This window comes from Cryobacterium sp. AP27, from assembly GCF_056680495.1.
The window spans coordinates 2,433,255-2,457,015 of sequence record NZ_CM155285.1; the positions used below are offsets into that span (position 1 = coordinate 2,433,255).

21 protein-coding genes and 1 tRNA gene are annotated in these 23,761 nt (G+C 66.9%); 7 read left to right on the forward strand and 15 right to left on the reverse strand.

Annotated elements, in window-relative coordinates; genetic code table 11:
• Nucleotides 1–48: 48 nt before the first annotated feature.
• The 3 genes from AC1MB9_RS11570 to AC1MB9_RS11580 form a co-directional block, all read right to left on the reverse strand.
• On the reverse strand, nucleotides 49–1,026 hold the full coding sequence (locus AC1MB9_RS11570) for a ribose-phosphate diphosphokinase (protein WP_479962098.1): 978 nt from the start codon (nucleotides 1,024–1,026) through the stop codon (nucleotides 49–51).
• The gene (glmU, locus tag AC1MB9_RS11575) at nucleotides 1,027–2,487 is read right to left on the reverse strand and encodes a bifunctional UDP-N-acetylglucosamine diphosphorylase/glucosamine-1-phosphate N-acetyltransferase GlmU (RefSeq protein WP_479962099.1); all 1,461 of its coding nucleotides are present in this window, start codon (nucleotides 2,485–2,487) and stop codon (nucleotides 1,027–1,029) included.
• Between the two features lie 55 nt (nucleotides 2,488–2,542).
• Nucleotides 2,543–2,614, reverse strand: a tRNA-Gln gene (locus tag AC1MB9_RS11580).
• 91 nt (nucleotides 2,615–2,705) lie between these two features.
• On the opposite strand from AC1MB9_RS11580, the gene AC1MB9_RS11585 reads away from it, so the two are divergent.
• A complete protein-coding gene (locus tag AC1MB9_RS11585) occupies nucleotides 2,706–3,197 on the forward strand; it encodes a MarR family winged helix-turn-helix transcriptional regulator (protein ID WP_479962100.1) in 492 nt (163 codons plus the stop codon).
• Between the two features lie 7 nt (nucleotides 3,198–3,204).
• Here the strand turns inward: AC1MB9_RS11585 and AC1MB9_RS11590 are convergent, their stop codons facing one another.
• The 4 genes from AC1MB9_RS11590 to AC1MB9_RS11605 all read right to left on the reverse strand — a co-directional run bounded on the left by AC1MB9_RS11590 (nucleotide 3,205) and on the right by AC1MB9_RS11605 (nucleotide 6,978).
• The gene (locus AC1MB9_RS11590) at nucleotides 3,205–3,768 is read right to left on the reverse strand and encodes a YdeI/OmpD-associated family protein (RefSeq protein ID WP_479962101.1); all 564 of its coding nucleotides are present in this window, start codon (nucleotides 3,766–3,768) and stop codon (nucleotides 3,205–3,207) included.
• A gap of 10 nt (nucleotides 3,769–3,778) precedes the next feature.
• Nucleotides 3,779–5,290 (reverse strand): HNH endonuclease signature motif containing protein, encoded by a 1,512-nt coding sequence (locus AC1MB9_RS11595; RefSeq protein ID WP_479962102.1) that lies wholly within the window; start codon nucleotides 5,288–5,290, stop codon nucleotides 3,779–3,781.
• Nucleotides 5,291–5,426: 136 nt separating this feature from the next.
• Entirely contained in the window at nucleotides 5,427–5,735 is a 309-nt protein-coding gene (locus AC1MB9_RS11600; RefSeq protein ID WP_479962103.1) for a thiamine-binding protein, read from the reverse strand.
• A 10-nt stretch (nucleotides 5,736–5,745) separates the two neighbouring features.
• Entirely contained in the window at nucleotides 5,746–6,978 is a 1,233-nt protein-coding gene (locus tag AC1MB9_RS11605) for a glycosyltransferase 87 family protein (RefSeq protein WP_479962104.1), read from the reverse strand.
• A 79-nt stretch (nucleotides 6,979–7,057) separates the two neighbouring features.
• Between AC1MB9_RS11605 and AC1MB9_RS11610 the strand changes: the two genes are divergently transcribed.
• Nucleotides 7,058–8,047: an arsenic resistance protein gene (locus tag AC1MB9_RS11610; RefSeq protein ID WP_479962105.1), complete on the forward strand. Its 990-nt coding sequence runs from the start codon at nucleotides 7,058–7,060 to the stop codon at nucleotides 8,045–8,047.
• A 94-nt stretch (nucleotides 8,048–8,141) separates the two neighbouring features.
• On the opposite strand, the gene AC1MB9_RS11615 is transcribed toward AC1MB9_RS11610, so the two are convergent.
• The 4 genes from AC1MB9_RS11615 to guaB1 form a co-directional block, all read right to left on the reverse strand.
• On the reverse strand, nucleotides 8,142–9,023 hold the full coding sequence (locus AC1MB9_RS11615; RefSeq protein WP_479962106.1) for an ADP-dependent NAD(P)H-hydrate dehydratase: 882 nt from the start codon (nucleotides 9,021–9,023) through the stop codon (nucleotides 8,142–8,144).
• A gap of 23 nt (nucleotides 9,024–9,046) precedes the next feature.
• A complete protein-coding gene (locus AC1MB9_RS11620) occupies nucleotides 9,047–10,084 on the reverse strand; it encodes a hemolysin family protein (protein WP_479962107.1) in 1,038 nt (345 codons plus the stop codon).
• On the reverse strand, nucleotides 10,081–11,463 hold the full coding sequence (locus AC1MB9_RS11625; RefSeq protein ID WP_479964635.1) for a hemolysin family protein: 1,383 nt from the start codon (nucleotides 11,461–11,463) through the stop codon (nucleotides 10,081–10,083). The genes AC1MB9_RS11620 and AC1MB9_RS11625 overlap by 4 nt, the downstream gene beginning before the upstream one ends.
• A gap of 108 nt (nucleotides 11,464–11,571) precedes the next feature.
• The gene (gene guaB1 / locus AC1MB9_RS11630) at nucleotides 11,572–13,011 is read right to left on the reverse strand and encodes a GMP reductase (RefSeq protein ID WP_479962108.1); all 1,440 of its coding nucleotides are present in this window, start codon (nucleotides 13,009–13,011) and stop codon (nucleotides 11,572–11,574) included.
• A gap of 132 nt (nucleotides 13,012–13,143) precedes the next feature.
• On the opposite strand from guaB1, the gene AC1MB9_RS11635 reads away from it, so the two are divergent.
• Nucleotides 13,144–16,968: a multifunctional oxoglutarate decarboxylase/oxoglutarate dehydrogenase thiamine pyrophosphate-binding subunit/dihydrolipoyllysine-residue succinyltransferase subunit gene (locus tag AC1MB9_RS11635; RefSeq protein WP_479962109.1), complete on the forward strand. Its 3,825-nt coding sequence runs from the start codon at nucleotides 13,144–13,146 to the stop codon at nucleotides 16,966–16,968.
• A gap of 162 nt (nucleotides 16,969–17,130) precedes the next feature.
• Here the strand turns inward: AC1MB9_RS11635 and AC1MB9_RS11640 are convergent, their stop codons facing one another.
• The gene (locus AC1MB9_RS11640; RefSeq protein WP_479962110.1) at nucleotides 17,131–17,373 is read right to left on the reverse strand and encodes a zf-HC2 domain-containing protein; all 243 of its coding nucleotides are present in this window, start codon (nucleotides 17,371–17,373) and stop codon (nucleotides 17,131–17,133) included.
• Nucleotides 17,373–18,014, reverse strand: a complete 642-nt coding sequence (locus tag AC1MB9_RS11645) for a sigma-70 family RNA polymerase sigma factor (RefSeq protein ID WP_479964636.1) — start codon at nucleotides 18,012–18,014, stop codon at nucleotides 17,373–17,375. Before AC1MB9_RS11645 ends, AC1MB9_RS11640 begins: the two co-directional genes overlap by 1 nt.
• A 109-nt stretch (nucleotides 18,015–18,123) precedes the next feature.
• On the opposite strand from AC1MB9_RS11645, the gene aroA reads away from it, so the two are divergent.
• The 3 genes from aroA to bcp all read left to right on the forward strand — a co-directional run bounded on the left by aroA (nucleotide 18,124) and on the right by bcp (nucleotide 21,131).
• Nucleotides 18,124–19,485, forward strand: coding sequence for a 3-phosphoshikimate 1-carboxyvinyltransferase (aroA, locus tag AC1MB9_RS11650; RefSeq protein WP_479962111.1), 1,362 nt, complete (start codon nucleotides 18,124–18,126; stop codon nucleotides 19,483–19,485).
• Nucleotides 19,486–20,547, forward strand: coding sequence for a ribosome small subunit-dependent GTPase A (gene rsgA, locus AC1MB9_RS11655; RefSeq protein WP_479962112.1), 1,062 nt, complete (start codon nucleotides 19,486–19,488; stop codon nucleotides 20,545–20,547).
• A 104-nt stretch (nucleotides 20,548–20,651) separates the two neighbouring features.
• On the forward strand, nucleotides 20,652–21,131 hold the full coding sequence (bcp, locus tag AC1MB9_RS11660; RefSeq protein WP_479962113.1) for a thioredoxin-dependent thiol peroxidase: 480 nt from the start codon (nucleotides 20,652–20,654) through the stop codon (nucleotides 21,129–21,131).
• 2 nt (nucleotides 21,132–21,133) lie between these two features.
• On the opposite strand, the gene AC1MB9_RS11665 is transcribed toward bcp, so the two are convergent.
• Nucleotides 21,134–21,583, reverse strand: coding sequence for a hypothetical protein (locus AC1MB9_RS11665; RefSeq protein ID WP_479962114.1), 450 nt, complete (start codon nucleotides 21,581–21,583; stop codon nucleotides 21,134–21,136).
• Nucleotides 21,584–21,768: 185 nt separating this feature from the next.
• On the opposite strand from AC1MB9_RS11665, the gene AC1MB9_RS11670 reads away from it, so the two are divergent.
• Complete coding sequence (locus tag AC1MB9_RS11670) at nucleotides 21,769–22,017, forward strand: WhiB family transcriptional regulator (RefSeq protein ID WP_035837005.1); 249 nt, start codon at nucleotides 21,769–21,771, stop codon at nucleotides 22,015–22,017.
• A 243-nt stretch (nucleotides 22,018–22,260) separates the two neighbouring features.
• On the opposite strand, the gene AC1MB9_RS11675 is transcribed toward AC1MB9_RS11670, so the two are convergent.
• Nucleotides 22,261–23,760: a sensor histidine kinase gene (locus AC1MB9_RS11675; RefSeq protein WP_479962115.1), complete on the reverse strand. Its 1,500-nt coding sequence runs from the start codon at nucleotides 23,758–23,760 to the stop codon at nucleotides 22,261–22,263.
• Between the last annotated feature and the right edge of the window lies 1 nt (nucleotide 23,761).

The following is a 23,761-nucleotide window of genomic DNA, read 5'->3' on the forward strand; positions in this document are numbered from 1 at the left end:
GCCGGGCATCGAAACCGATGACCAGCCCCTCTGGGCAGAATGAGAGGGTTACGCGGCGCCGTCGAACATCGAGGTGACGGAACCCTCGTCGAAGACCTCGTGGATCGCACGCGCCAGCAGCGGAGCGATCGGCAGAACCGTGAGGGTCGGAAAACGCTTCTCCTCGGGAATCGGCAGCGTGTCGGTGACGACGACAGCCGAAATGGCGGGGTTCTGCAGCATGTCGACGGCCGGGTCGCTGAACACGGCGTGCGTGGCGGCGACGACAACGCCGATGGCGCCGGCTTCACGCAGCGCCTCGGCGGCCAGGGCAATCGTACGACCGGTGTCGATCATGTCATCGACGAGCAGGCAGACGCGTCCCTCGACCTGGCCGACGATCTCGTGCACCGAGACGCGGTTGGGTACGAGCGGGTCGCGACGTTTGTGAATGATGGCGAGCGGCACTCCGAGCCGGTCGCTCCAGATATCCGCCACGCGAACGCGGCCCATGTCGGGCGAGACAACGGTGAGGGTTGCGGGGTCGAGCTTCTCACGGAAGTGCTCGAGCAGCACCGGCATCGCGAACAGGTGGTCGACGGGGCCGTCGAAGAAGCCCTGGATCTGCGCGGCGTGCAGGTCGATCGACATGATGCGGTCGGCTCCGGCAACCTTGAACAGGTCGGCGACCAGCCGGGCCGAGATCGGCTCGCGGCCGCGGCCCTTCTTGTCCTGCCGGGCGTAGGGGTAGAACGGGGCGACGACGGTGATGCGCTTCGCCGAGGCGCGCTTGAGGGCGTCGACCATGATGAGCTGTTCCATCAACCATTCGTTGATCGGCGCCGTGTGCGACTGGATCACGAATGCGTCGGAGCCACGAACGCTTTCGTCGAACCGGGCGTACAGCTCACCGTTGGCGAAGGTGCGCGCGTCGGTCTGCAGAAGTTCCGAGCCAAGCTCCGTGGCGATGTCGACAGCAAGCTGTGGATGCGCCCGCCCCGAGACCAATACAAGTCGCTTGTCGCCGCTGGTCTTGATTTCAGACACTTATTCTCCGCTCTCGGTACTGCTCTGACGCTCAGTTGCGCTCGTGCTGTCGGCCTGGGCCACGTCAGCGGCCGTGCCGGGGCGGTTGGCGTGAACCCAACCGTCCATGTTTCGTTGCGGTGCAACGTTGATGCCCAGCGCCCCCGCCGGTACGTCCTTTCGAACGACCGTGCCCGCACCCGTGTATGCTCCGTCCCCAATTGTAATCGGCGCCACGAAGACGTTGTGCGACCCGGTGCGCACATGCGACCCGATCTTCGAGTGGTGCTTGGCCACACCGTCATAGTTGGCGAAGATGGTTCCGGCTCCGATGTTCGAGCCCTCGCCCACCACGGCGTCGCCCACGTAGCTGAGGTGAGGCACCTTGCTCCCCGCACCGATCGTGGCGTTCTTGGTCTCCACGAAGGCGCCGATCTTGCCGTCGGCGCCGAGCAACGTGCCGGGCCGCAGATAGGAGAAGGGGCCAACGGATGCCCCGGCCGCGATCACCGCGAGCGTGGCGTCGGTGCGCTTCACGACCGCTCTCTCACCGATCTCGCAGTCCAGCAGGGTGGTGTCCGGGCCGATGATGGCACCGGTCTCGACCACGGTGGCGCCGAGGATCTGCGTTCCCGGCAGGATGGTGACGTCGGGCGCGAGCGTGGCCTTGAGATCGATCCACGTCGTGGCCGGGTCCTGGATTGTGACCCCGGCAAGCTGCCAGCCGCGCACAATGAGTTCGTTGAGGGTCAGGGCCGCATCGCTCAGCTGCGCACGATCGTTGATGCCGGCCACGAGCCAGGCTTCCTCAACGGGCACCGCGGCAACCTCGACGCCGGCCTGACGCAGCAAGCCGATCACGTCGGTGAGATATTTCTCACCCTGAACGTTGTCGGTGGTCAGCTGGGCAAGCTGATCGCGCAGCGCCGCGAACCCGAACAGGTAGACGCCCGCGTTGATCTCGTCAATCGCCCGCTCCGCGTCGCTGGCGTCCTTCTGCTCCACGATGCGGTCGAATGCGCCCTGTGCCGACCGGACGATGCGTCCGTAGCCGGTCGAATCGTCCGGAAAGGCGGAGAGCACCGTTCCGGCGGCGGCGCTCCCCCGGTGCGCGTCGATGAACGCGGCCAGGGTTGCGGCGTCCAGCAGGGGCACGTCACCGTTGATCACGAGCACGTCACCGTCGAAGTCGGCGGGCAGGGCGGCGATGGCCTGCTCCACGGCGCGACCGGTGCCCGGAACGTCGTCCTGGTCAACAATGAGGCTCTCCGGCAGCTCCGCGGCGACGACGGCGGCGAGGCGATCGCGCTCGTGACGCACGACGGTCACAACGTGCGCCGCCTCAAGCGCGCGAGCCGTCGCGAGAACGTGGCTTACGATCGGGAGACCGGCCAGCGGGTGCAGCAGCTTGGGAAGACTGGATTTCATGCGCGTGCCCTGTCCGGCGGCGAGCACGATGATGGCGAGGTGGGAGTCTGTCACGGGGGTGGTGTCCTCTGCGTGTGTAACGGGGGGATGTCGACCTGTGGAAAAGATGCTCCGCCGCCAGGACTCGAACCTAGACCTAACAGCTCCAAAGGCTGTCGTGCTGCCATTACACCACGGCGGAACGCGTCAACCGCGAGGTGACGACACCCTCAAGTGTGCCAGATGACGGGGCCCGCACGCTCCCCCACGGCCACACCCGGGATAATGGACCAATGCCTGACCATGATGAAGTCGACCGAATCGTAGTTTCCTGGCTGCGCGAACGACCCGATCTCGACTTCGCCCCGCTGCAGGTGCTCTCCCGCGTCGCCCGTTTGGCCAAGCATCTCGACCGTGCCCGCCGCACGGCCTTCTCCCGGTCAGAGCTGCAATCCTGGGAATTTGACGTGCTTTCCGCCCTGCGCCGTGCGGGAGCACCGTACGAGCTCAGTCCTAAGGCGTTGCTGCAACAGACACTCGTGTCGAGCGGCACCATGACCAATCGCATCAACGGCCTCGCCGAACGCGGCCTCGTGACGCGGCACACCGATCCGCACGACGGTCGCGGCGTGCTCGTGGGAATGACGTCCGCGGGCCTCACCCGCGTGGACGCTGCCATCACCCGCCTCGTGGATGCCGAGGCGGCGCTGCTCAGCACTCTCTCCGCGAGCGAGCAGGACAGGCTCTCGACCCTGCTCCGCAAGCTGAGCCTCAGCTTCGACTGATCCCGCGTCAGGCGTCGATGAGTTTGCCGCTCTTCGAGAGTTCCGGGTCCGTGCACGATGCGAGATCAAAGCAGCAGGGTCGTCGCTTGCCGGACCGTAGCTTCGACAGACCGACCTCGACGCGCCGCTGACGCGTCTGCATGTTCTTGGTCGCGTTGATCCACCGCACCCATTCCCAGCGCGCCATCGGAGTGATGTCCCGCCAGACGGCGGAGGCATCGGGAGTATCGGCCAGTGCCTCCCGGAAGTCATCGGGCATTTCGGGCTCGGGCCACGCCGTGGACACATCGAGCTCGACCTCCACGGTGTCACCGTCGCTGAAAGCGACGGCCTGTTGCAGCGACGTGTCCACATCAAGCCAATGGCCCCGCATGCCATCCGGTTCGAGCACCCTTTCAAATGCGTGGCCGTTCAGTGTGCCGGTGACGGCGACCTGTCCGCGGGACGGCAGCTCGAGGCTGGCCTCCTTCGGCAGTCGCACGAGGGGCCGGTCGGCGATCCTCAGCAGCGTCGCTTCAAAGCGGATGGCGCGCGTACCGGGAGCCTCACGCTCGGCTGTTCTCTCAGACATGGCAGCCATCCTACTGTCGGGCGCGGCCGGGGCGAACTGCCGTCGATCTGTTCCAGGGTGGGTCGGTGCTGGGGGTGTTGGCCCGGTGGGTGGCGGCGGGCCGCCAGGTTCGGGTGGGGTCGAAGAGTACGGGGCCGCGCAGCTGCGGGCGCCCGTTGACCATGCGGATGTTCCACCCGTTGGTGTCGATGCTGTGGTGATGAAACCAGCACAGCAGCACCCCGTTCTCCACGTCGGTCGCGCCGTGGGATTGCCACGGGATCACGTGGTGTACCTCGCACCAGGCGGCGGGGATGGTGCAGCCGGGGATGACGCAGCCGCCGTCGCGGGCGGCGATCGCCCGGCGCTGCGCCGGGCTGAAGAAGCGTTCTTTGCTGCCGAGGTGCAGCACCTGTCCGTCGTCACCGATGACCACCTGCTGGTACCCGCCGCTGCATAAGCGCTGCTGCACGGTGGAGAGGCTGATCGGGGCGTCCACCCCGTCGATCCAGCCGACGCCGCGGCCGGTCTTCAGGTCGCGAGCGTTCACATGCACCATCACCACCGGCGCCGCACCAGCCATAGTGGGCGTTTTCGGGTCCCGCGCAGTTTTCTCGAACACGGCACGGAGGATGTCGGCGCGTTTCTCTCCACCGGTGCGCTCGTCCACCGCCGCCGCCTCGGCCCCGGGCACGAGCTCCCCGGCCTCCATCCGCGCCTGCTCGTCGGCGGTGGGGAACGCCGGCGCCGCGTGCGCGGAGAGGAACGTGGCGAAGACACCGTTCATCACCCCGAGAAGGTCCGGCGTCACCCCGCCACGCAACGGGTACAGCCCGTTACGCAGCACGCCGAACCCCACCGTGCTTGTCGCCGCGTGCTCGTCATCACTCGGGGCGGCGCCGTCCGGGTCAAGCACCGCCTCCCACTGGTGCGCCTGCGCGCGGATCAGGTCGGCGCCGAATGCGATCCCCGCCCCGGGCAGCCCCGCGGTCTCCGCGGTGATCGCCCCGGTCGCCGACGCGACGAGAGCCCGTTCGGCCCGGTCCAGATCCTCCACCGCCACCCGGGAACCGATCTGCTCCAGCACGCTGACGATCACTTCCGCCGCATCCACCCCCAGCTGGCCGGAGGCAAGGCCGTCGGCGACGGCGGGGTGCCGCACCGGAACGCTCTGCCCCAGCAACCCACTCGCCGCGCTCGCGGTGCCGGCGATCAAACCGCCGAGCCGCATCCGCCGCTTCGCCTCGCTGCTGGAGATACGCGTCACGCCGGTGATCAGTTCGAATTTGCCCCGGCACCCGTTCTTCCACGCGAGCGATTCATGCCCCAACCCCGCATCCGCCCGGCACGCAACATTCGCCGCGGACCCGATCCGGCCGCCGTCCACCCGTCGCCCCACCGCCTCCAACGCCCCCAACACGGCCAGCGCCGCGTCGTCGTCGAGGAGCGCGAACTGCACCCCGGCCAGAGCATTCGTGACCAGTTCGTCGGCCTGCGCCAGCAGGGCGACCATCTCAGCTCCGGACTTCACCGTCGTGAACATACCCCCATTTTAGCCCGATTCGAAGGTTTAGGCGAGAGTTGCTCATGTATTTATTGGGGAGTTTCGGAATAACTTTCACAGCCAGCGGCCCCCAGTGCTGCTCTGCACTGGTTCCAAGTGGCCGCGGTTTGGGGAGCTAGGCGTCCGAACCCAGGGCGGCCTCGAGCCGCTCGACCTTGCCGGTGAGTTCACCGGTGTGGCCCGGACGAATATCGGCCTTGAGCACGAGCGAGACGCGCGGCCCAAACGCACCGACGGCCTCGGTGGCCGCCTTGATCACGGCAAACACCTCGTCCCAGTCGCCCTCGATGGTCGTGAACATGGAATCGGTGTGGTTGGGCAGCCCGGAGTCACGCACCACCTTGACGGCGGCGGCAACCGCGTTGTGCACCGACCCCTCCTCGTCCTGGGCTCCGGACGGGGCGACCGAGAATGCGACCAACATGAGAACTCCTTCAGTAATGCCGTGACACCCGGGCGGATGCGGGCGAGCTTTCGCTCCTGCGATCGTACGACCACAAGTCACGAGCCGCCCACCCCAGCAGCACGATCTCAAGCAGATTGCGCACGGTGAGCACGAGCACGAGCGCCGGGTCCGCCACGAGCAACCAGTCGTAGAGGTAGGGGTAGACAACCTGCGTGAGGGCGGCCATCCCGGCGACGAGCAGAGCCGGCGTGCGCCAGCCCGAGCCGTGCCACACCAGCCCGAGGACGATGGGTGCCGCGAGCCAGGAAATGAATTGGGGCGAACCCACCTTGTTGAAGACGATCAGCGTCGCCGTGAGAGCGAGCACCAGCGGGGGAAAGACCGTCGAGAAAGCCGCGCCGGCCCGCGTGGCCCGGGCACCGAGCAGCACGACGACGCCGGCCATCACCGCCATCAACGGGGTCATCAGTGCGCCGGCGGCGGCCACGCCGGGACCACGCACCTGGAAGGTGAGAATGTCGCTGTCGTAGTACAACGAGCTCCCGGGCACGTGCAGCGCGGTCAGCCACATCCAGGCGCCCCCGACGGGTGACTCGATCTGGATGCCGCGCGACGTCTGCGCGGTGATGAAGCTGAGCACATTCGCGCCACTGCCCAGGACCAGCGCGAGAGAGACGATCGCAACGCTGAGGCCCGACGCGAGCAGCAGCATCCGCCAGCGCCGTGGCGACGCCACGAGGAGCGCCGCGAGCGCCGCGGCCGGCCACACCTTCACCCAGGTGGCGAGAACCAGAAGGGTGGTTCCCCAGAACGGCCGGGAGCCGAGCCAGAGCAGGCCGATGATCGCCATCGGAACGGTAATGGAGTCGATGCGAGCCAGTGCAATCGGGCCGAGCAACAGCTGCAATGCCAGCCACCACCACGCGGCCCGCACGCGCCGGGCACGCCGGCCCCGCACGAGCACGAGGAAGGCCACCGCGTCGACCACCGTGACGAGGGCGAACCAGGTGTAGACGTAGGCGGCATCGCCCAACACCGAGGCGGCCGCGATCGGCACCAGGGCAAGTACCGGGTAGACGAACGGTGTCGTGATGCCCACGATCGTGCCGGTGCGCAGCCCGTCCGCCCAGCCGCGATAGACGACCCCGATGTCGCCGATCGCGTTGCCCGGTCCGAACAGTGCCAGGGCCACGATGACGAGGTGCACGAGCACGAACGCGCCCCACAGCGGAACGGTTCGTTGCAGGAGGGGGCGCGGCACCTGATCACTGTAGCGGCCGGGATCGGCGTCGCCTCGCCCGTGACCTGGTGAAGGGCCGGAAGACTGGAAGACTGGGATCATGAACCCGAGCGTGGAGTGGCTGGAACGACATCAGGTGCCGCTCTACCTCGCGGCCATCGTGCTTGCCGTCGTCGTGGGCCTGATGATCCCGGCCGTGGCACATCCGTCGGCAGCGGCGATCAATCCGGTGCTGGGGAGCTTGTTGTACGCGACGTTCCTGGGTGTTCCGTTCGCCAAGGTCGGGCAGGCGTTCCGTGACTGGCGATTCCTGGCCACCGTGTTTGTCGTCAACTTTGTCGTTGCTCCGATCGTGGTGTTTGCACTGTCGCGGTTCGTCGCGGCCGACCACGTCCTGCTGGTTGGGGTGCTGTTCGTGCTGCTGACCCCGTGTGTGGACTACGTCATCGTGTTCACCGGCCTCGCCGGCGGCGCGAACGGCCGGCTGCTGGCCGCAGCGCCCCTGCTGATGTTGTCGCAGATTCTTCTGCTCCCGGTCTACCTGTGGCTCATGATCGGACCCGAGTTCGTCCACAGCATCGACCTCGAACCGTTCATCGAGGCGTTCGTGCTGCTCATCCTCCTCCCGCTGGCCGCCGCCGGCCTCACCCAACTGGCCGCGGCCCGCACCCGCGCCGGGCACATCGTGCAGAACGTCGTGCTGGGCGCGATGGTGCCGCTGATGATGCTCACACTCGCTGTCGTCGTTGCCTCACAGATCTACGGCGTTGGTGAACAGATCACCGCGCTGGTCCTCGCCGTGCCCGTTTTCATCCTCTTCGCCGTGAGCATGGTCCCGCTGGGTGCTATCGCCAGTCGTGTCGCGCGGCTCGATGTGCCCGGGCGCCGTGCAATCGTGTTCAGCGGCGTCACCCGAAATTCGCTCGTCGTCCTCCCCCTCGTGCTCGCCCTGCCCGCAAAGTTCGACCTCGCTCCTCTCGTCGTCGTCACGCAGACCCTCGTCGAGCTGCTCGTGATGGTCGTCCTGGTTCGGCAGATCCCGCGGCTGCTTCCGCTGGGCCAGGCGGGCGGGACGCCGGCCGCGGCTTAGCTCGATTCGGCTGGAGTCGCACACCAGAACCGGCATTCCGACAGAGGCCACTCGGTCATCGAGTCGGGGCTCGAACGCCACTGGCCCGCCTTACCTAGTGCCGGCCCTCCGAGGGAACCGCGAGCAACGCGCGAATAACGGCGGGAACGGCCTCGGCCACGTCGAGTGCCGCTAGCGGCCCCCCGGCCGACGCCAGTCCGGCGGCGTGGGCGTGCACGAGCGCGGCGGTGGCGGCCAGAGCGGGCAGCGCGTCGGCATCCGCTGCGATTCGCTCGGCGTTCGTGGCGAGCAGCGCCCCAAGGATGCCTCCGAGCACGTCCCCGGAACCGGCCGTGGCCAGCCAGGCCGGCGCGTGTGACACCGTGAGCCTGACACCGGACGGGGCGGCGACATGGGTCACGCCGCCCTTGAGCAGAACCGTGACTCCGAGGTTTCGAGCGGAGCGAGCGGCCCATTCGCCCGGGTCGCCCGCGATCTGTTCCGCGGTGACGGTTTCTGCGCCTTCGCCGCGCAGCGTGAGCAGGGCAGCGAGCTCGCGGTAGTGCGGGGTGATCACGATCGGTCGGCGGGAGCCCGTCCCGGCCGTCACACGATCGAGGGCGCCAGCGTCGCACACGGTCGGCAGGCCCTCGGCGAGCGCCGCGTCGAGGGCGCCCGTGACACTGTCACTGCGCGTGTCCGCAAGGAGGCCGGAGCCGAGCAGCCACGCCTGCACGCGGCCCGCCACCGTCACGACCTCCGGCCGCCGTTGCAGCACGAGGTCGCCGGCCCGCCGCGGGCCAAGATAACGCACCATGCCTACTCCCGTACGCGCGGCGGCTTCGGCGCCGAGCACGGCGGCGCCCGGGTAGTCCTTCGATCCCGTGAGCATTCCGAGCACGCCATGCGTGTACTTGTCGTCTGCCGGGCCGGGAACGCGAATCCAGTCTCTCGCCTGGTCGACGTTCCATTCCAGCCACCTACGGGGTTTCGCCATGCCCCCCACGATAGACGTCTGTGTCACTCCCGGCGGGTGGCATCCTGAACCTCGCCCACGAGTTCTTCAATGATGTCTTCCAGGAAGAGGATGCCGGTGGTTTCACCAAGTTCGGTGAACGAGCGAGCCACGTGCGCGCCGGAACGCCGCATGGTGGCGAGGGCGTCTTCCAGATCGGTGTCCTCGAAGATGGACGCGAGCTGACGGATCCGCTTGCCGGGGATCTGCGTCTGGTACTCCGCCGACTCGATGTCGAGCACATCTTTCAGATGCACGTAACCCGTGGAGTCGCCGGCCTCGTTCACGAGAACGAAGCGGGAGAAACCATGACGGGTGACCGCCTTCTCGACGTCGGCCGGGGTAGCCGACTCCGGCAGGCTGATGATCCTGTCGATCGGCACCGCCACGTCACGCACCTTGCGGGTGGTGAATTCGAAAGTGGCGGTGAGTGCCCCCGTCCCGTCGAAGAGCACCCCTTCCTTCTTGGACTGGGTGATGATCGTCGCAACCTCGTCGAGCGTGTACGTGCTCGTCGCCTCGTTCTTAGGCTGCACTCCGAAAAGGCGCAACACGGCGTTGGCCGTGGCGTTCAGGGCCACGATCACGGGAGAGAAGATGCGCCCGATGAATACGAGGGGCGGCGCCAGGATGAGCACCGCCCGGTCGGGCACGGAGAACGACAGGTTCTTCGGCACCATCTCGCCGAAGACCACGTGCAGGTACGACACGAGAACCAGGGCGACGAGGAACGCGAGTGTGCTGATGGCCTCCCCCGGCAGACCGGTCAACTCGAGGGGAACCTCGATCAGGTGGTGGATCGCCGGCTCGGAAACGTTGAGGATCAGCAGCGAGCACACGGTGATGCCGAGCTGCGTGGTGGCCAGCATGAGAGTGGCGTGTTCCATCGCCCACAGCGCGGTCTTGGCGCTGCGCTTGCCGGCTTCCGCAAGCGGTTCGATCTGAGAGCGACGCGCGGAGATGACCGCGAATTCGGCACCCACGAAGAAGGCGTTGGCTGCGAGCAGCACAACCAGCCAGGCTATTCCCGCCCAATCGCTCATTTCGTCACCTCGCTCTCATCGTCGTTCTTGCCGGCGGCATTCCTGGCATACCTTTTCTTTTTCTTCGACTCACGGTCAGGTTCGCGCTCCGGCTCCGACGCCGCCGCCAGCGGAGTGAACCGGAGGCGGTCGATCCGGCGGCCATCGAGGCGTTCCACCCGCAGCTCCCCGCCCTCCATGGCCACGGTGTCCCCCACCACCGGCAGGCGGCCGAGCAGACTCATCACGAATCCGGCCACGGTTTCATACGGGCCGTCGTCGGGAACGCTCAGGCTCGCGCGCTCGAGCAGCTCATCGGGACGCAGCATACCGGGGAACGTCATCGAACCGGGCGAGCGCACAACGCCGGCCCTGGTGCGGTCGTGCTCGTCGGCGACCTCCCCCACGATCTCCTCCACGAGATCTTCCAGGGTGGCCACGCCCGCCGTTCCGCCGTACTCATCCACGACAATGGCCATCTGGTAGCCGCGACCGCGCAGGTCGCCGAGCAGACTGTCGAGCTTCATCGTTTCCGGCACTCGAACGGCTTCGGTCTGCAACGCCGACACGGGCACGCCGGCGCGGCGCTGCCGCGGCACGGCCACGGCCTGTTTCACGTGAACGATGCCTACGATGTCGTCGGCGCTCTCATCGATCACGGGGAAACGCGAGTACCCCGTCTGGCGGGTGAGCTCAATGACGTCCTGAGCAGAAGCCGTGCGCGAAATGACCGCGACCCGCGGACGCGGCGTCATCACGTCGGATGCCGTGTGCCCGGAGAAAAGCAGCGTGCGGTGCAGAAGCGTGGCGGTGTCCTTCTCCAACAGTCCCGCCTGCGCCGAACGGCGCACGAGCGAGGACAGCTCCTCCGCGGAACGCGCCCCCGAGAGTTCTTCCTTGGGCTCGACCCCCACGGCACGCAGCAGGCCGTTCGCACTGCCGTTCAGCATCAGGACGGCGGGCTTGAACACGGTCGTGAACACGGTTTGCGCCGGGATCACGAGCTTCGCCGTCTGGATCGGCAGGGCAAGGGCGAAGTTCTTCGGAATCAGCTCACCGATGATCATCGACAGCAGCGTGGCGACAATGATCGCCACCGTCGTCGCGATCGCCGGCACGGTCACGGCGGGCAGCCCAATCGCGGTGAGCGGACCGGACAACAGCGTGGTCAGGGCCGGCTGCATCGCATAACCGGTGAGCAGCGTGGTGAGGGTGATCCCGAGCTGGGCGCTTGAGAGGTGGGTCGACGTGATTCTGAGGGCCGCGATGGTCAGGCCGAGCCTCGATTCACCGCGGTCCCGGCGCGCCTCAAGCTCGGAGCGGTCCAGGTTGACCAGCGCGAACTCGCTCGCGACGAAGATGCCCGTGCCGACGGTGAGAAGCAGACCAAACCCGAGCATTATCCACTCAAGCACGGTCACCACCGTCGCTCACGGGCGAAGGTTTATGTGTGGGTTCTGATGATGCTGGGGGGTCGTCCATTATTCCCATAACTATAGTCGACTGCGCTACCAGGAGACCGGGAGCGCCTTGCCCTCGTCGTACCCGGCCGCGGACTGCAATCCCACCCGCGCCTTGGCGTGGAACTCGCTCACCGACGTCGCCCCGGCGTACGTGAACGAACTGCGCACGCCCGCCGTGATCATGTCGAGCAGGTCTTCGACCGACGGTCGCTGCGGGTCGAGGTAGATCTTCGAGCTGGAGATTCCCTCGGCGAAGAGTGTCTTGCGGGCCAGCTCGTAGGCGTCGAGTCGGTCGAAGCGGCTCTGCACGGCCTTCGTGGAGGCCATCCCCCAGCTTTCCTTGTAGAGGCGACCGGACGCATCCGTGTTGAGCGAGCCGGGGGCCTCGGTCGTGCCGGCGAACCAGGATCCGATCATGACGGATGCCGCGCCCGCGGCGAGGGCGAGCGCCACATCCCGGGGGTAACGCACCCCGCCGTCGGCCCACACGTGCGCGCCGAGTTCGGACGCCGCGGCGGCCGTCTCCAGTACCGCCGAGAACTGGGGACGACCGACGGCCGTCATCATGCGCGTAGTACACATCGCTCCCGGCCCCACTCCGACCTTGACGATGGTGGCCCCCGCGGTCACGAGATGCTGAACGGCCTCCGCCGTCACGACGTTGCCCGCCACGATGGGCAGGCCCAGGTTCAGGTCGGCGACGATCTTGAGGGCGCGAATCATGCCTGCCTGGTGCCCGTGCGCGGTGTCAATCACCAGCACGTCCACACCGGCGGCCGCGAGAGCCTTGGCCTTCGCGGCCACGTCGCCGTTGATGCCGAGTGCGGCAGCGACCTTCAGGTGGCCCTGGGAATCAACGGCCGGGTCGTAGAGCGTGGAGCGCAGAGCGCTCTTGCGACTGAGCGTGCCGACGACCAGGCCGTGGTGCAGAACGGGAGCGAAGTCGAGCTCGGCGTCCGTCATCAGGTCGAAGGCACGGCGGGGCCCGTCCACGTCGTCAGCGTCGAGCGAGGCCATGGAACCGCGCAGCAGGTCACCCAGTCGCGCGTCGCCGAGAGCGGTACGCAGGCGCGAGGCGACGATGCAGCCGAGGTATTCGCCCTTCTCGGTGTGAATGACCAGTCCCTGCCCGTCGACCGGGGGAACCTGACGCAGCGCCTGTTCCACGGTGTCGTCCGGACCGAAAACGAAGGGAGTGTCGAAGCGCACCGACTGCGCCTTCACCCAGCGGATGGCCGCGTCGAGGTCCTGCAGGTGCATGTCCTGCGGCAGCACGCCCAGTCCCCCGCGACGGGCCAGCGTCGCGGCGAGGCGGGGGCCGGTCACGGAGTTCATGTTCGCCGACACGATCGGCAGCGTGGCTCCGGTACCGTCCCCGGGAGCGAGCGAGACGTCCATCCGACTCGTCACGTCCGAGGGGCCTGGTACGAGAAAAACGTCGGAGTACGTCAGATCGCTGGTGGGGGGTGTTCCATAGAACCTCATACCAGAACGCTAGCCGCTGGCGCGGGGGAACGCAGCCGTCAGTAATGGGATTAGGCTTGATAGGAAGACTGACCCGGCGAGTGTCATCGTCAGGGACATCCAAAATCAACGCGGAGAGTGGGCGATCGGACGGTGTCAAGCCAGGTAACCGGTGGAGCTTCTGATGAAAAGACGTCGGGCGAATTCGGAGCTAATGAGTGGCTCGTAGACGAGCTCTACGAGCGGTACCTCGTCGACAAGGATTCGGTGGACGAGTCGTGGTGGCCCGTTCTGGAGAGCTACCACCAGACGGCGAACTCTCCGGCTGATGCCGGAACGCCTCCCGCCGGGCAGGCTCCGGCAGCACCCGCCCCGGCAGCAACCGCTCCGGCAGCGCCCGCCCCGGCAGCAACCGCTCCGGCAGCGCCCGCCCCGGCAGCGCCCGCCCCGGCAGCGCCCGCGGTGCAGGCCCCGGTCGCGGCCCCCGCCGCGTCGGTCCAGCCGACCGCGCGCACGACCTCACGGGCCCCGAACCCGGTTCCGGTTCCCGCCGACGCCCCGGTCACCAGCCCGATGCCGGTGGCGACGGATCCCCAGGCCACCGTCGTGGAAGACAAGATCACCCCGCTCCGCGGCATGGGCAAGGCCCTCGCCACGAACATGGCGGCGAGCCTCACCGTGCCAACGGCTACGAGTGTGCGCACGATCCCGGCGAAGCTGCTCATCGACAACCGCATCGTGATGAACAACCACATGAAGCGCGCTCGCGGTGGCAAGGTCTCGTTCACGCACCTGATCGGCTGGGCGCTGATTCGTGCGCTCAAGATGTTCCCGAGTCAGAACGTGTACTACGACGAGGTCAACGGCAAGCCGTCGGTTATCGCCCCGGCACACGTCGGCATGGGTCTCGCGATCGACATGCCCAAGCCCGACGGCACCCGCGCGCTCCTGGTGCCCACGATCAAGCGCGCCGACACGATGACCTTCGGCGAATTCCTCTCGTCATACGAAGACCTCGTCACCCGGGCCCGTCTGAACAAGCTCACAGCGGATGACTTCGCCGGCGCCACGCTCTCGCTCACCAACCCGGGCGGCATCGGCACGGTTCACTCCGTCCCCCGCCTCATGAAGGGGCAGGGCTGCATCATCGGGGCCGGCGCCCTCGACTACCCCGCCGAGTTCCAGGGGGCGAGTGTCAAGACACTCACCAGCCTGGCCATCTCGAAGACCATCACCCTCACGAGCACCTACGACCACCGGGTGATCCAGGGTGCCGGTTCCGGCGAGTTCCTCAAGATCGTGCACGAACTGCTCATCGGGCAGCACAACTTCTACGAGGAGATCTTCGCGGCCCTCCGCATCCCGTACGAGCCGATCCACTGGGCACCGGACATCAGCGTCGACCTCGCGAGCGCCGTCGACAAGACCGCCCGTGTGCAGGAGCTCATCAACTCCTTCCGCGTGCGCGGTCACCTGATGGCCGACATCGACCCGCTCGAGTACAAGCAGCGCTCGCACCCCGACCTGGACATCGCCACCCACGGCCTCACGTTCTGGGACCTCGACCGGTCGTTCGTGACCGGAGGATTCGGCGAGAAGCGCCTGATGCTGCTGCGCGATATCCTCGGCGTGCTGCGTGACTCGTACTGCCGCACGACGGGCATCGAGTACATGCACATTCAGGATCCCGCCCAGCGCAAGTGGGTGCAGGAGAAGATCGAGAAGGCTTACGTCAAGCCGACTCACGTCGAGCAGATGCGTATCCTTGCCAAGCTCAACGAGGCCGAGGCCTTCGAGACCTTCCTGCAGACGAAGTACGTGGGCCAGAAGCGCTTCAGCCTTGAGGGCGGCGAGTGCACGATCCCGCTGCTCGACTCCATCCTGCAGAGTGCCGCCGAGCACAGCCTCGACGAGGTCGCGATCGGCATGGCGCACCGCGGTCGTCTCAACGTGCTGACGAACATTGCCGGCAAGACGTACGGCGAGATCTTCCGCGAGTTCGAGGGAACCCAGGACCCGCGCACCGTTCACGGTTCCGGTGATGTGAAGTACCACCTCGGAACCACGGGCACGTTCCACGGTGACGACGGCGTCGAGATCCCCGTCTCGCTTGCCGCCAACCCGAGCCACCTCGAGGCCGGTGACGGCGTACTCGAAGGCATCGTTCGTGCCAAGCAGGACCGCAAGCCGATGGGCACGTTCTCCACTCTCCCGATCCTCATCCACGGCGATGCGGCCATGGCCGGTCAGGGCGTTGTGCTCGAGACGCTGCAGATGTCGCAGCTTCGCGGTTACCGCACCGGTGGAACCATCCACATCGTCGTGAACAACCAGCTCGGTTTCACGACGACGCCCGGCGACGCGCGGTCCTCGGTGTACTCCACGGATGTCGCCAAGACCATCCAGGCGCCCGTGTTGCACGTGAACGGCGACGACCCCGAAGCCGTCGTACGCGCCGCAGAGGTGGCGTTCGCGTACCGCCAGGAGTTCAAGCGCGACGTGGTCATCGACCTCATCTGCTACCGCCGCCGCGGGCACAACGAGGGCGATGACCCCTCGATGACGCAGCCGCTCATGTACAACCTGATCGAAGCCAAGCGTTCCGTTCGGAAGCTCTACACCGAGGCGCTCGTCGGACGTGGCGACATCACCGAGGAGGAGTACGAGGCCGCACACCGCGACTTCCAGGACCGCCTCGAACGCGCCTTCATGGAGACGCACGCCGCCCAGACCTCGTCGATCCCCATCATCACCCCGGAGATCGCGGCGAAGGCCGAAGCCGAAAAGCGCGCGATCGAAAAGGAGGAGGCCGCCGGCGAACCGGCGACGACCGGAGTTGGTGAGGCCGTCATCCACCTGATCGGTGACGCGTTCAACAACAAGCCCGAGGGCTTCACCGTGCACAACAAACTGCAGCAGCTACTGCAGAAGCGCCTCGACATGAGCCGCAACGGCAGCATCGACTGGAGCTTCGGTGAGCTGCTCGCCCTGGGTTCACTACTGCTCGAGGGCACCCCCGTTCGGTTCGCCGGACAGGACGCCCGCCGTGGCACCTTCGTTCAGCGCCACGCGGTGCTGCACGACCGGGTCAACGGTCAGGAATGGCTGCCCCTGGCCAACCTCACGAACAACCAGGCCCGGTTCTGGATCTACGACTCGCTGCTGAGCGAGTACGCGGCGATGGGCTTCGAATACGGCTACTCGGTGGAACGTGCTGACGCGCTCGTTCTCTGGGAGGCCCAGTTCGGTGACTTCGCCAACGGTGCCCAGACGATCATCGACGAGTTCGTGTCGTCGGCCGAGCAGAAGTGGGGCCAGCGGTCATCCGTTGTGCTGCTGCTGCCGCACGGTTACGAGGGTCAGGGCCCCGACCACTCCTCGGCGAGGATCGAACGGTTCCTGCAGCTCTGCGCCGAAAACAACATGACCGTGGCCCGCCCGTCGACGCCCGCGTCGTACTTCCACCTGCTGCGCCGCCAGGCGTACATGCGGCCGCGCCGCCCGCTCGTCGTTTTCACCCCGAAGTCGATGCTGCGTCTGCGCGGAGCGACGAGTTCTGTCGCAGACCTCACGAGCGGCAAGTTCGAGCCGGTCATTGACGATGCTCGGATTCAGGACAAGAGCGCGGTCAAGCGCGTGCTGTTCCTGGCCGGCAAGATCTACTACGACCTGATCAACGACCTCGAGAAGAACCCGAACCCCGAGATCGCCCTCGTTCGCGTGGAGCAGTATTACCCGCTTCCCGCCGCGGAGCTCAAGCATGTGGCGGACCAGTACCCGGCGGCGGAGCTCGCCTGGGTGCAGGACGAGCCGGAGAACCAGGGCGCATGGCCGTTCTTCTACCTTGAGACGAACAAGCTGGGCCCGCGCCCGGTGCGGTTGTTCTCGCGGACCGCATCGGCGTCACCGGCCGCCGGTTCGGCCAAGCGTCACGCCACGGAGCAGGCGGCGTTGATCCGCGACGCCCTGACCCTCTAACACGCACACACCGAAAAGGCCCCCTCGCGAAACTCCGGTTTCGCGAGGGGGCCTTTTCGGTGCCGTCGTGCGGGGATTACCGGATCAGGCCGCGCCCTCCCCGATTCAGCCCGATTCGGCCGGCGTCATCCTTCCCGGGCTACCGCGCCGGGATACGGCCGGTCAGTGCGTCGACTGGATGGAGCGCAGGCGCAGCAGAACCTGGTCGCGCAGGTCCTCCGGCGTGGTCTCCTTGCAGGCTCGCTGCACCGCGTCGGTGAGGGTCAGCCCCACGAGATGCTCGCTGTTGCAGTCCGTGCACGTCGCGAGGTGGTCGCGGATGTCGGCGGCCTCCTCCTTGCGCAGTTCGTTGTGCAGGTATTCCTCGAGTTCGGCCTTGGCCCTCTCGCATCCACAATCAGTCATTATTTTGCGCTCCTGGAATTCTGTGCGGTCCCGGTACCGAGTCCGCGACCATTCGCGTACTCGGCCAGCAACTCGCGAAGCAGTCGCCGGCCACGGTGCAGGCGACTCATCACGGTGCCGATGGGGGTTTTCATGATTTCGGCGATCTCCTGATAGGAAAAGCCTTCGACGTCGGCGAAGTACACGGCGAGTCTGAAGTCTTCGGGAATGGACTGCAGGGCGTCCTTCACGGCGCTGTCGGGCAGGTGGTCAATCGCCTCGGCCTCGGCCGAGCGCCCCGACATCGCGGTGGTCGACTCGGCGCCGCCCATCTGCCAGTCTTCGAGTTCGTCAATCGTGCCCTGGTACGGCTCACGTTGCTTCTTGCGATAGATGTTGATGAACGTGTTGGTGAGGATCCGATACAACCAGGCCTTGAGGTTGGTGCCCTGCTCGTACTGCGCGAAGGCGGCAAACGCCTTCACGAATGTTTCCTGCACGAGATCCTGGGCATCCGACGGGTTGCGCGTCATGCGCATGGCCGCCGCGTAAAGCTGGTCGATAAAGGGAAGTGCCTGCTCTTCGAACAGGTTCCGGTTCTTTTCGCGAGCTGCGTCCGGCGTTTCGGCCAGATCAGCACCCACGGGCGCGTCTGAAGTCATCACCGGCAATTCTAGGCCGTCAATCTGGGCGGTGCTGGTTCGCTCCAGCAGCATCGACACCGTCATGGATTCCTTCCGTTGCGTCATAACCCGACTATTCTGATAACCGATGTTGATCTCCAGATATTCCAAGCCAGAATTCGATCCCTACGGCGACAATGTGCCCGTTGAGACGGATGCCTGGTGGCCGGCGCCCACGGCCGCCGCACCGCTCGCCTGCACCGTGTCCCTGCCCGGGTCGAAGTCACTGACCAACCGCGAGCTCGTGCTGTCGGCCCTCGCCGACGCCCCGTCCCTGTTGCGCAGCCCCCTGCACTCCCGCGACAGCGATCTCATGGTGGATGCGCTCCGCCAGATGGGGACCACGATCGAGGCTGTGCCCGGAACAGGCGCCTTCGGAAGCGACCTCCGCATCACCCCGGCCGAAGAACTACTCGGCTCCACCACGGTGGACTGCGGCCTCGCCGGAACCGTTATGCGTTTCGTGCCGCCCCTCGCCGCGCTCGCGCTCGGCCCGACCACCTTCGACGGCGATGCCGGGGCCCGCCGGCGTCCCATGTCCACCATGATCACCGCCCTCCGCGACCTCGGGACCGACATCAACGACGACGGCCGGAGCGCCCTGCCCTTCACGGTGCACGGCCGGGGAGCCGTTGCCGGCGGCGAGGTCACCATCGACGCCGGCACCTCGAGCCAGTTCGTCTCCGGCCTGCTGCTGGCCGCCTCACGCTTCGATCAGGGCCTGCACCTGCATCACTCCGGCGAGCGCCTGCCGAGCCTGCCGCACATCGAGATGACCCGTGCCACCCTCGCCAATCGCGGAGTCACCGTCACCAGCCCCACGGTCGGCGAGTGGGTGGTCGAGCCAGGCACCATCCGCGGCGCGGAGGTTGACATCGAACCTGACCTCTCCAACGCGGCACCGTTCCTGGCGGCCGCGCTCGTCACCGGGGGCAGCGTCACCATGTCCGGCTGGCCCGCATACACCACCCAGGTGGGCGCGCACCTGCAGGAGCTGCTGCCGCTCTTCGGCGCCACGGTGACCCTCGACGGCGATCGCCTCACGGTGACCGCGGGCAGCGGCATCCGCGGAGTCGAACTGGACCTGGGAGCGGGCGGCGAGCTCGCTCCCACCCTCGTGGCCCTCGCGGCTCTGGCCGACTCCCCCAGCACGATCACCGGCATCGGACACCTGCGACACCACGAGTCGAACCGCCTCGAGGCGCTCGCAACCGAGATCAACCGACTCGGCGGCAACGTCACCGAACTGCCCGACGGCCTGCGCATCGAACCGCGTCCCCTCACCGGCGGGGAATGGCTCAGCTATGAGGACCACCGCATGGCCACGGCGGGCGCCCTGATCGGGCTCGCCGTTCCCGGCGTACTCGTGGACAACATCGCCACTACCGCCAAGACGCTGCCGCAATTCCCCGAGCTGTGGCACGCCATGCTGCCGGAGGCCCAGCTCTAAATGCACGAGCCTGACGCGGACGCCTGGTGGTCAACGCCCGACGACGACGAGCCTCTCTACGACGAGTCTGATGTGCGGGTACGCGCCGGGCGAAAGGGCACCAAGCCGCGCTCCAAGACTCGTCCTCAGCACGAGAATGCCCTGACCGGGCGCATCCTCACCGTGGACCGCGGTCGCTACACCGTGATGCTCGACGAGAACCTGCCCACGGAACGACGCGTCACGGCCGCCCGCGCGAGCGAGCTGCGCAAGAAAGCCGTCGTCAACGGCGACCGCGTCGATATTGTGGGAAACACCACCGGCGATGAGGGCACGCTTGCCCGCATCGTGCGCATCGTCGACCGTGACACCCTGCTCCGCCGCAGCGCAGATGACACCGACGCGGTCGAACGTGTGATCGTGGCCAACGCCGACCAGATGCTCATCGTGGTCGCCGCGGCCAACCCGGAGCCGCGCATCCGCCTGGTCGACCGTTACCTCGTGGCCGCGTACGACGCGGGCGTCTCCCCGATTCTCTGCATCACCAAGACGGACCTGGCCGACCCGAGCGATTTTCTGGCGAATTTTGCCGGCCTGGACCTGCCGGTATTCCAGAGCAGCGAGGGCGAGATGCCTGTTGAGGCCATTGCCGCCGCTCTCGTGGGCCATGACACGGTTTTCGTGGGGCATTCGGGGGTCGGCAAGTCAACACTCGTGAACGCGCTTGTGCCGGGCACGAACCGCGCCATCGGTGTGGTGAACACCGTGACCGGGCGCGGGCGGCACACGTCGTCGTCCACGGTCTCCCTGCGCCTCGAAACGGATGCCGGCCGCGGCTGGGTCATCGACACCCCCGGCGTGCGGTCCTTCGGTCTCGGGCACATCGACACGGCCAACATCCTCAAGGCGTTCACCGACCTCGCGTTGATTTCCGAACGTTGTCCGCGCGGCTGCACCCACCTGCCGAGCTCCCCCGACTGCGCGATCATCGAAGCCGTGGAGGCCGGTGAACTCGGCGACACCGGACGGGTGCGGCTGGATTCGCTCCAGCGGCTCCTCGCGACCTTCGCGCCGGCCCGCTGACGCGCCCCGAATCGGTGGCCGCCACGGTAACGGGCGCAGCGACGACCCATTTCGGGCGCGGCGCCGACGCGGCGCCGCCCGGAATACCCGGCTAGCGTGGAGTCATGACGGAATCCACGCGCCTCACAGCCGGCGACACGGCCCCCCAGTTCACCCTGACCGACCAGGACGGGGCATCCGTGTCGCTCGCCGACTACGCGGGCCGCAAGGTCGTCGTGTACTTCTACCCGGCGGCCATGACGCCCGGATGCACGACTGAGGCCTGTGACTTCCGCGACAGTCTCGGGTCGCTCGCGTCGGCGGGCTACCAGGTGCTCGGCGTGTCGAAGGACACGCCCGGCAAGCTCAAGGACTTTCAAGAACATGACGCCGTCAACTTTCCGCTGCTGAGCGACACCGCCCTCGACGCGCATCATGCCTACGGCGCCTGGGGAGAAAAGAACCTCTACGGCAAGGTCGTCACCGGGGTGCTGCGGTCAACGTTCGTGATCGATGAGGCCGGAATCGTGCAGCTCGCGCTGTACAACGTGAAGGCGACCGGGCATGTCGCGAGCCTGCGGAAGAAGCTCGGCATCGACGCCTGACCCTACTCGACCGGGTGGCTCGTGGCCGCGACGACCTTCGGGGTGAATGCGAGCCCGAGAACCACCAGTGACGGCAGCAGAATGGCCCAGCCCACATCGGGGCGCGCATACAGACCCTGAAAACAACCGACCGCCACCATGATCTGCACGAGTTGCCAGGTGATGGCACCGCCGCGGATCCACGGGCGGCGGCGTACGGCGCCCACGGTGATGGCGCTCACCCACACGGCGGCCAGCGCGGCCAAACCGATGATCGCCAGCCCGCCGCCGAGTGAAGCCGGCGTCTGCGTGAGCAGCTCGACGACGAGCCAGCCCGCGAGAATCCAAAGCACCACGGCCTCGACGGCCAGCAGGGCGGTGAAGACCGTCAGCCCGGGCGAACGCGCCAGGTCGCTCTCGTGCGGTCGACCACGAGTCAACGGGTCCTGATCTGGCTCTTCACGCTGATTCACAGGTTCATTCCATCCCAAAGTATTGATTTTGACACCCCTATTATGGGACGATATTTGAGGTCCGGTTGACGCTCACAGGGACGTGAGCTTTTCTATGTGTTTAGATCTGAGCTTTTTCCTGCAACCGGCCGAGCCCTGCAAATCTGGCCATTCGGCCGTGCACCCCGCAATAAAGGAGCATCTATATGGACTGGCGCGATAAAGCTGCCTGCCTCACCGCCGACCCGGAGCTTTTCTTTCCGGTTGGCAACACTGGACCCGCTGTGGACCAGATCGAGAAGGCAAAGTCGGTGTGTGCTCGCTGCAACGTCACTGAGGTGTGCCTCCAGTATGCGCTGGAAACCGGACAAGACTCCGGCGTCTGGGGCGGACTGAGCGAAGACGAACGTCGCGCCCTGAAGCGTCGCGCCGCACGCGCCCGCCGCGCCTCCTAGGCACCGCAGCACCCGCACCACGCATTTCGAGCCTGCGCTCCCCGGTCTGACCGGTGGACGCAGGCTCTTTGTGTTGCCCCGACACCCCGCCGTCCGTGTCGCGAGTTCAGGAGATCCGGCCGTCGGCATCCGTTCTGCCGCAGATTTTCGGGGCTGCCGGGCGGTGCCGGTCGCGGATCTCCTGAAGTAGCAACGCGCGCCGAGCGCGCCGTGCGGCTGGTCCCGGCGCACAGCACGCATCTGTTACCCCTCGCGCATGAAGCGCAGGGGAATCTCGATCGTGACCTCGGTGCCACTACCCATCATGGTGTGCCAGTCGATCGTGCCGCCGAGCTCGCCCTGGATGAGGGTGCGCACGATCTGGGTCCCGAGCCCGGACCCGACCTTACCCTCCGGCAGGCCGGAACCGGTGTCGCGCACCATGACGGTGAGGGTTTCGTCGGTGCGCTGCGCCTCAATGGAGACCTCGCCCTCGCGGCCGGCAAGCCCGTGCTCCACGGCGTTGGTCACGAGTTCGGTGAGCACGAGCGCCAGCGGGGTGGCATAGGCACTGGGCAGCGTACCGAAGGTGCCCGTTGATTTGGGGTGCACCGTCGTATTGTGCGCGGATGCGACCTCAACCGTGAGCAGCAGCACCCGGTCGAACACGGCGTCGAAGTCCACAATCTGACTCAGCCCTTCCGACAGCGTGTCGTGCACCACTGCGATCGCCGCCACCCGGCGCATCGCCTGGGTGAGCGCCTCGCGGGCGCGGTCGGACTGGGTGCGGCGTGCCTGGATGCGCAGCAGGGAGGCGACAGTCTGCAGGTTGTTCTTCACCCGGTGGTGAATCTCCCGAATGGTCGCGTCCTTTGTGATAAGTTCGCGTTCCTGATGCCGCAGCTCGGTGACATCGCGGCACAGCACGATGGCGCCAACGCGCTGGCCATGATTGCGGATCGGGATGGCGCGCAGCGAGACGGTCACGCCGCGGGACTCGATGTCGGTGCGCCAGGGCGCACGGCCGGTGACGACGAGCGGCAGCGATTCGTCGACCACGGCGGTCCCGGTGCCCGAGAGCAGGCTTGTGGTGACCTCGGCAAGGGACTCTCCCTCGAGCTCGTCGGCGAATCCCATGCGGTTGAAGGCGGAGAGCGCGTTGGGGCTTGCGAAGGTGGTCAGCCCGTCGACGTCGACGCGGATCAGCCCGTCGGAGGCGCGCGGGGCGCCGCGACGGGGGCCGGTCGGTGCGCCGAGATCGGGAAAATCACCCGATGCGATCATGTCGAACAGGTCGTTGGCACAGTCGTTGAACGTGAGCTCCTGGCGGCTCGGCGTGCGCGACTCACTCAGGTTCGTGTGTCTGGTGAGCACGGCCACCGGAACGGGCGCGACCTCGGTGCCCGTCACGCTCAGGCGGCGCAGCACGGGGATGGCTCGAACGCGGGTGGGCGTCTCTTCGTACCAATCCGGCACGGTTGTGTCGACGATTTTCGCTGTTTCGAAGGCTTCGGTCACCTGCGTGCGCCAGTCGACCTTGATGTTCTGTCCTACGAAGTCGCGGTAGAACAGTGTCGCGGCACTCGACGGGCGCGCGTGGGCGACGGCCACGAAGCTGCCGCTCTCGGTGGGGACCCACACCACGATATCGGCGAAGGCAAGGTCGGCGAGCAGCTGGCCGTCCGCGACGAGCATGTGCAGCCAGTCCACGTCTTCAGCCGAGCTGTGGCCATGGGCGAGTACGAGATCACTGAGCGTCGACACG

What these genes read in the sequence shown, in the direction of transcription:
- AC1MB9_RS11615 (WP_479962106.1), bottom strand. Translation starts at nt 9,023, where the DNA reads ATGGCGAAACCCCGTAGGTGGCTGGAATGGAACGTCGACCAGGCGAGA.
- bcp (WP_479962113.1), top strand. Translation starts at nt 20,652, where the DNA reads ATGACGGAATCCACGCGCCTCACAGCCGGCGACACGGCCCCCCAGTTC.
- AC1MB9_RS11590 (WP_479962101.1), bottom strand. Translation starts at nt 3,768, where the DNA reads ATGTCTGAGAGAACAGCCGAGCGTGAGGCTCCCGGTACGCGCGCCATC.
- AC1MB9_RS11625 (WP_479964635.1), bottom strand. Translation starts at nt 11,463, where the DNA reads ATGCTCGGGTTTGGTCTGCTTCTCACCGTCGGCACGGGCATCTTCGTC.
- AC1MB9_RS11585 (WP_479962100.1), top strand. Translation starts at nt 2,706, where the DNA reads ATGCCTGACCATGATGAAGTCGACCGAATCGTAGTTTCCTGGCTGCGC.
- AC1MB9_RS11610 (WP_479962105.1), top strand. Translation starts at nt 7,058, where the DNA reads ATGAACCCGAGCGTGGAGTGGCTGGAACGACATCAGGTGCCGCTCTAC.
- AC1MB9_RS11670 (WP_035837005.1), top strand. Translation starts at nt 21,769, where the DNA reads ATGGACTGGCGCGATAAAGCTGCCTGCCTCACCGCCGACCCGGAGCTT.
- aroA (WP_479962111.1), top strand. Translation starts at nt 18,124, where the DNA reads ATGTTGATCTCCAGATATTCCAAGCCAGAATTCGATCCCTACGGCGAC.
- AC1MB9_RS11595 (WP_479962102.1), bottom strand. Translation starts at nt 5,290, where the DNA reads ATGTTCACGACGGTGAAGTCCGGAGCTGAGATGGTCGCCCTGCTGGCG.
- rsgA (WP_479962112.1), top strand. Translation starts at nt 19,486, where the DNA reads ATGCACGAGCCTGACGCGGACGCCTGGTGGTCAACGCCCGACGACGAC.
- AC1MB9_RS11600 (WP_479962103.1), bottom strand. Translation starts at nt 5,735, where the DNA reads ATGTTGGTCGCATTCTCGGTCGCCCCGTCCGGAGCCCAGGACGAGGAG.
- guaB1 (WP_479962108.1), bottom strand. Translation starts at nt 13,011, where the DNA reads ATGAGGTTCTATGGAACACCCCCCACCAGCGATCTGACGTACTCCGAC.
- AC1MB9_RS11645 (WP_479964636.1), bottom strand. Translation starts at nt 18,014, where the DNA reads ATGACTTCAGACGCGCCCGTGGGTGCTGATCTGGCCGAAACGCCGGAC.
- AC1MB9_RS11620 (WP_479962107.1), bottom strand. Translation starts at nt 10,084, where the DNA reads ATGAGCGATTGGGCGGGAATAGCCTGGCTGGTTGTGCTGCTCGCAGCC.
- AC1MB9_RS11640 (WP_479962110.1), bottom strand. Translation starts at nt 17,373, where the DNA reads ATGACTGATTGTGGATGCGAGAGGGCCAAGGCCGAACTCGAGGAATAC.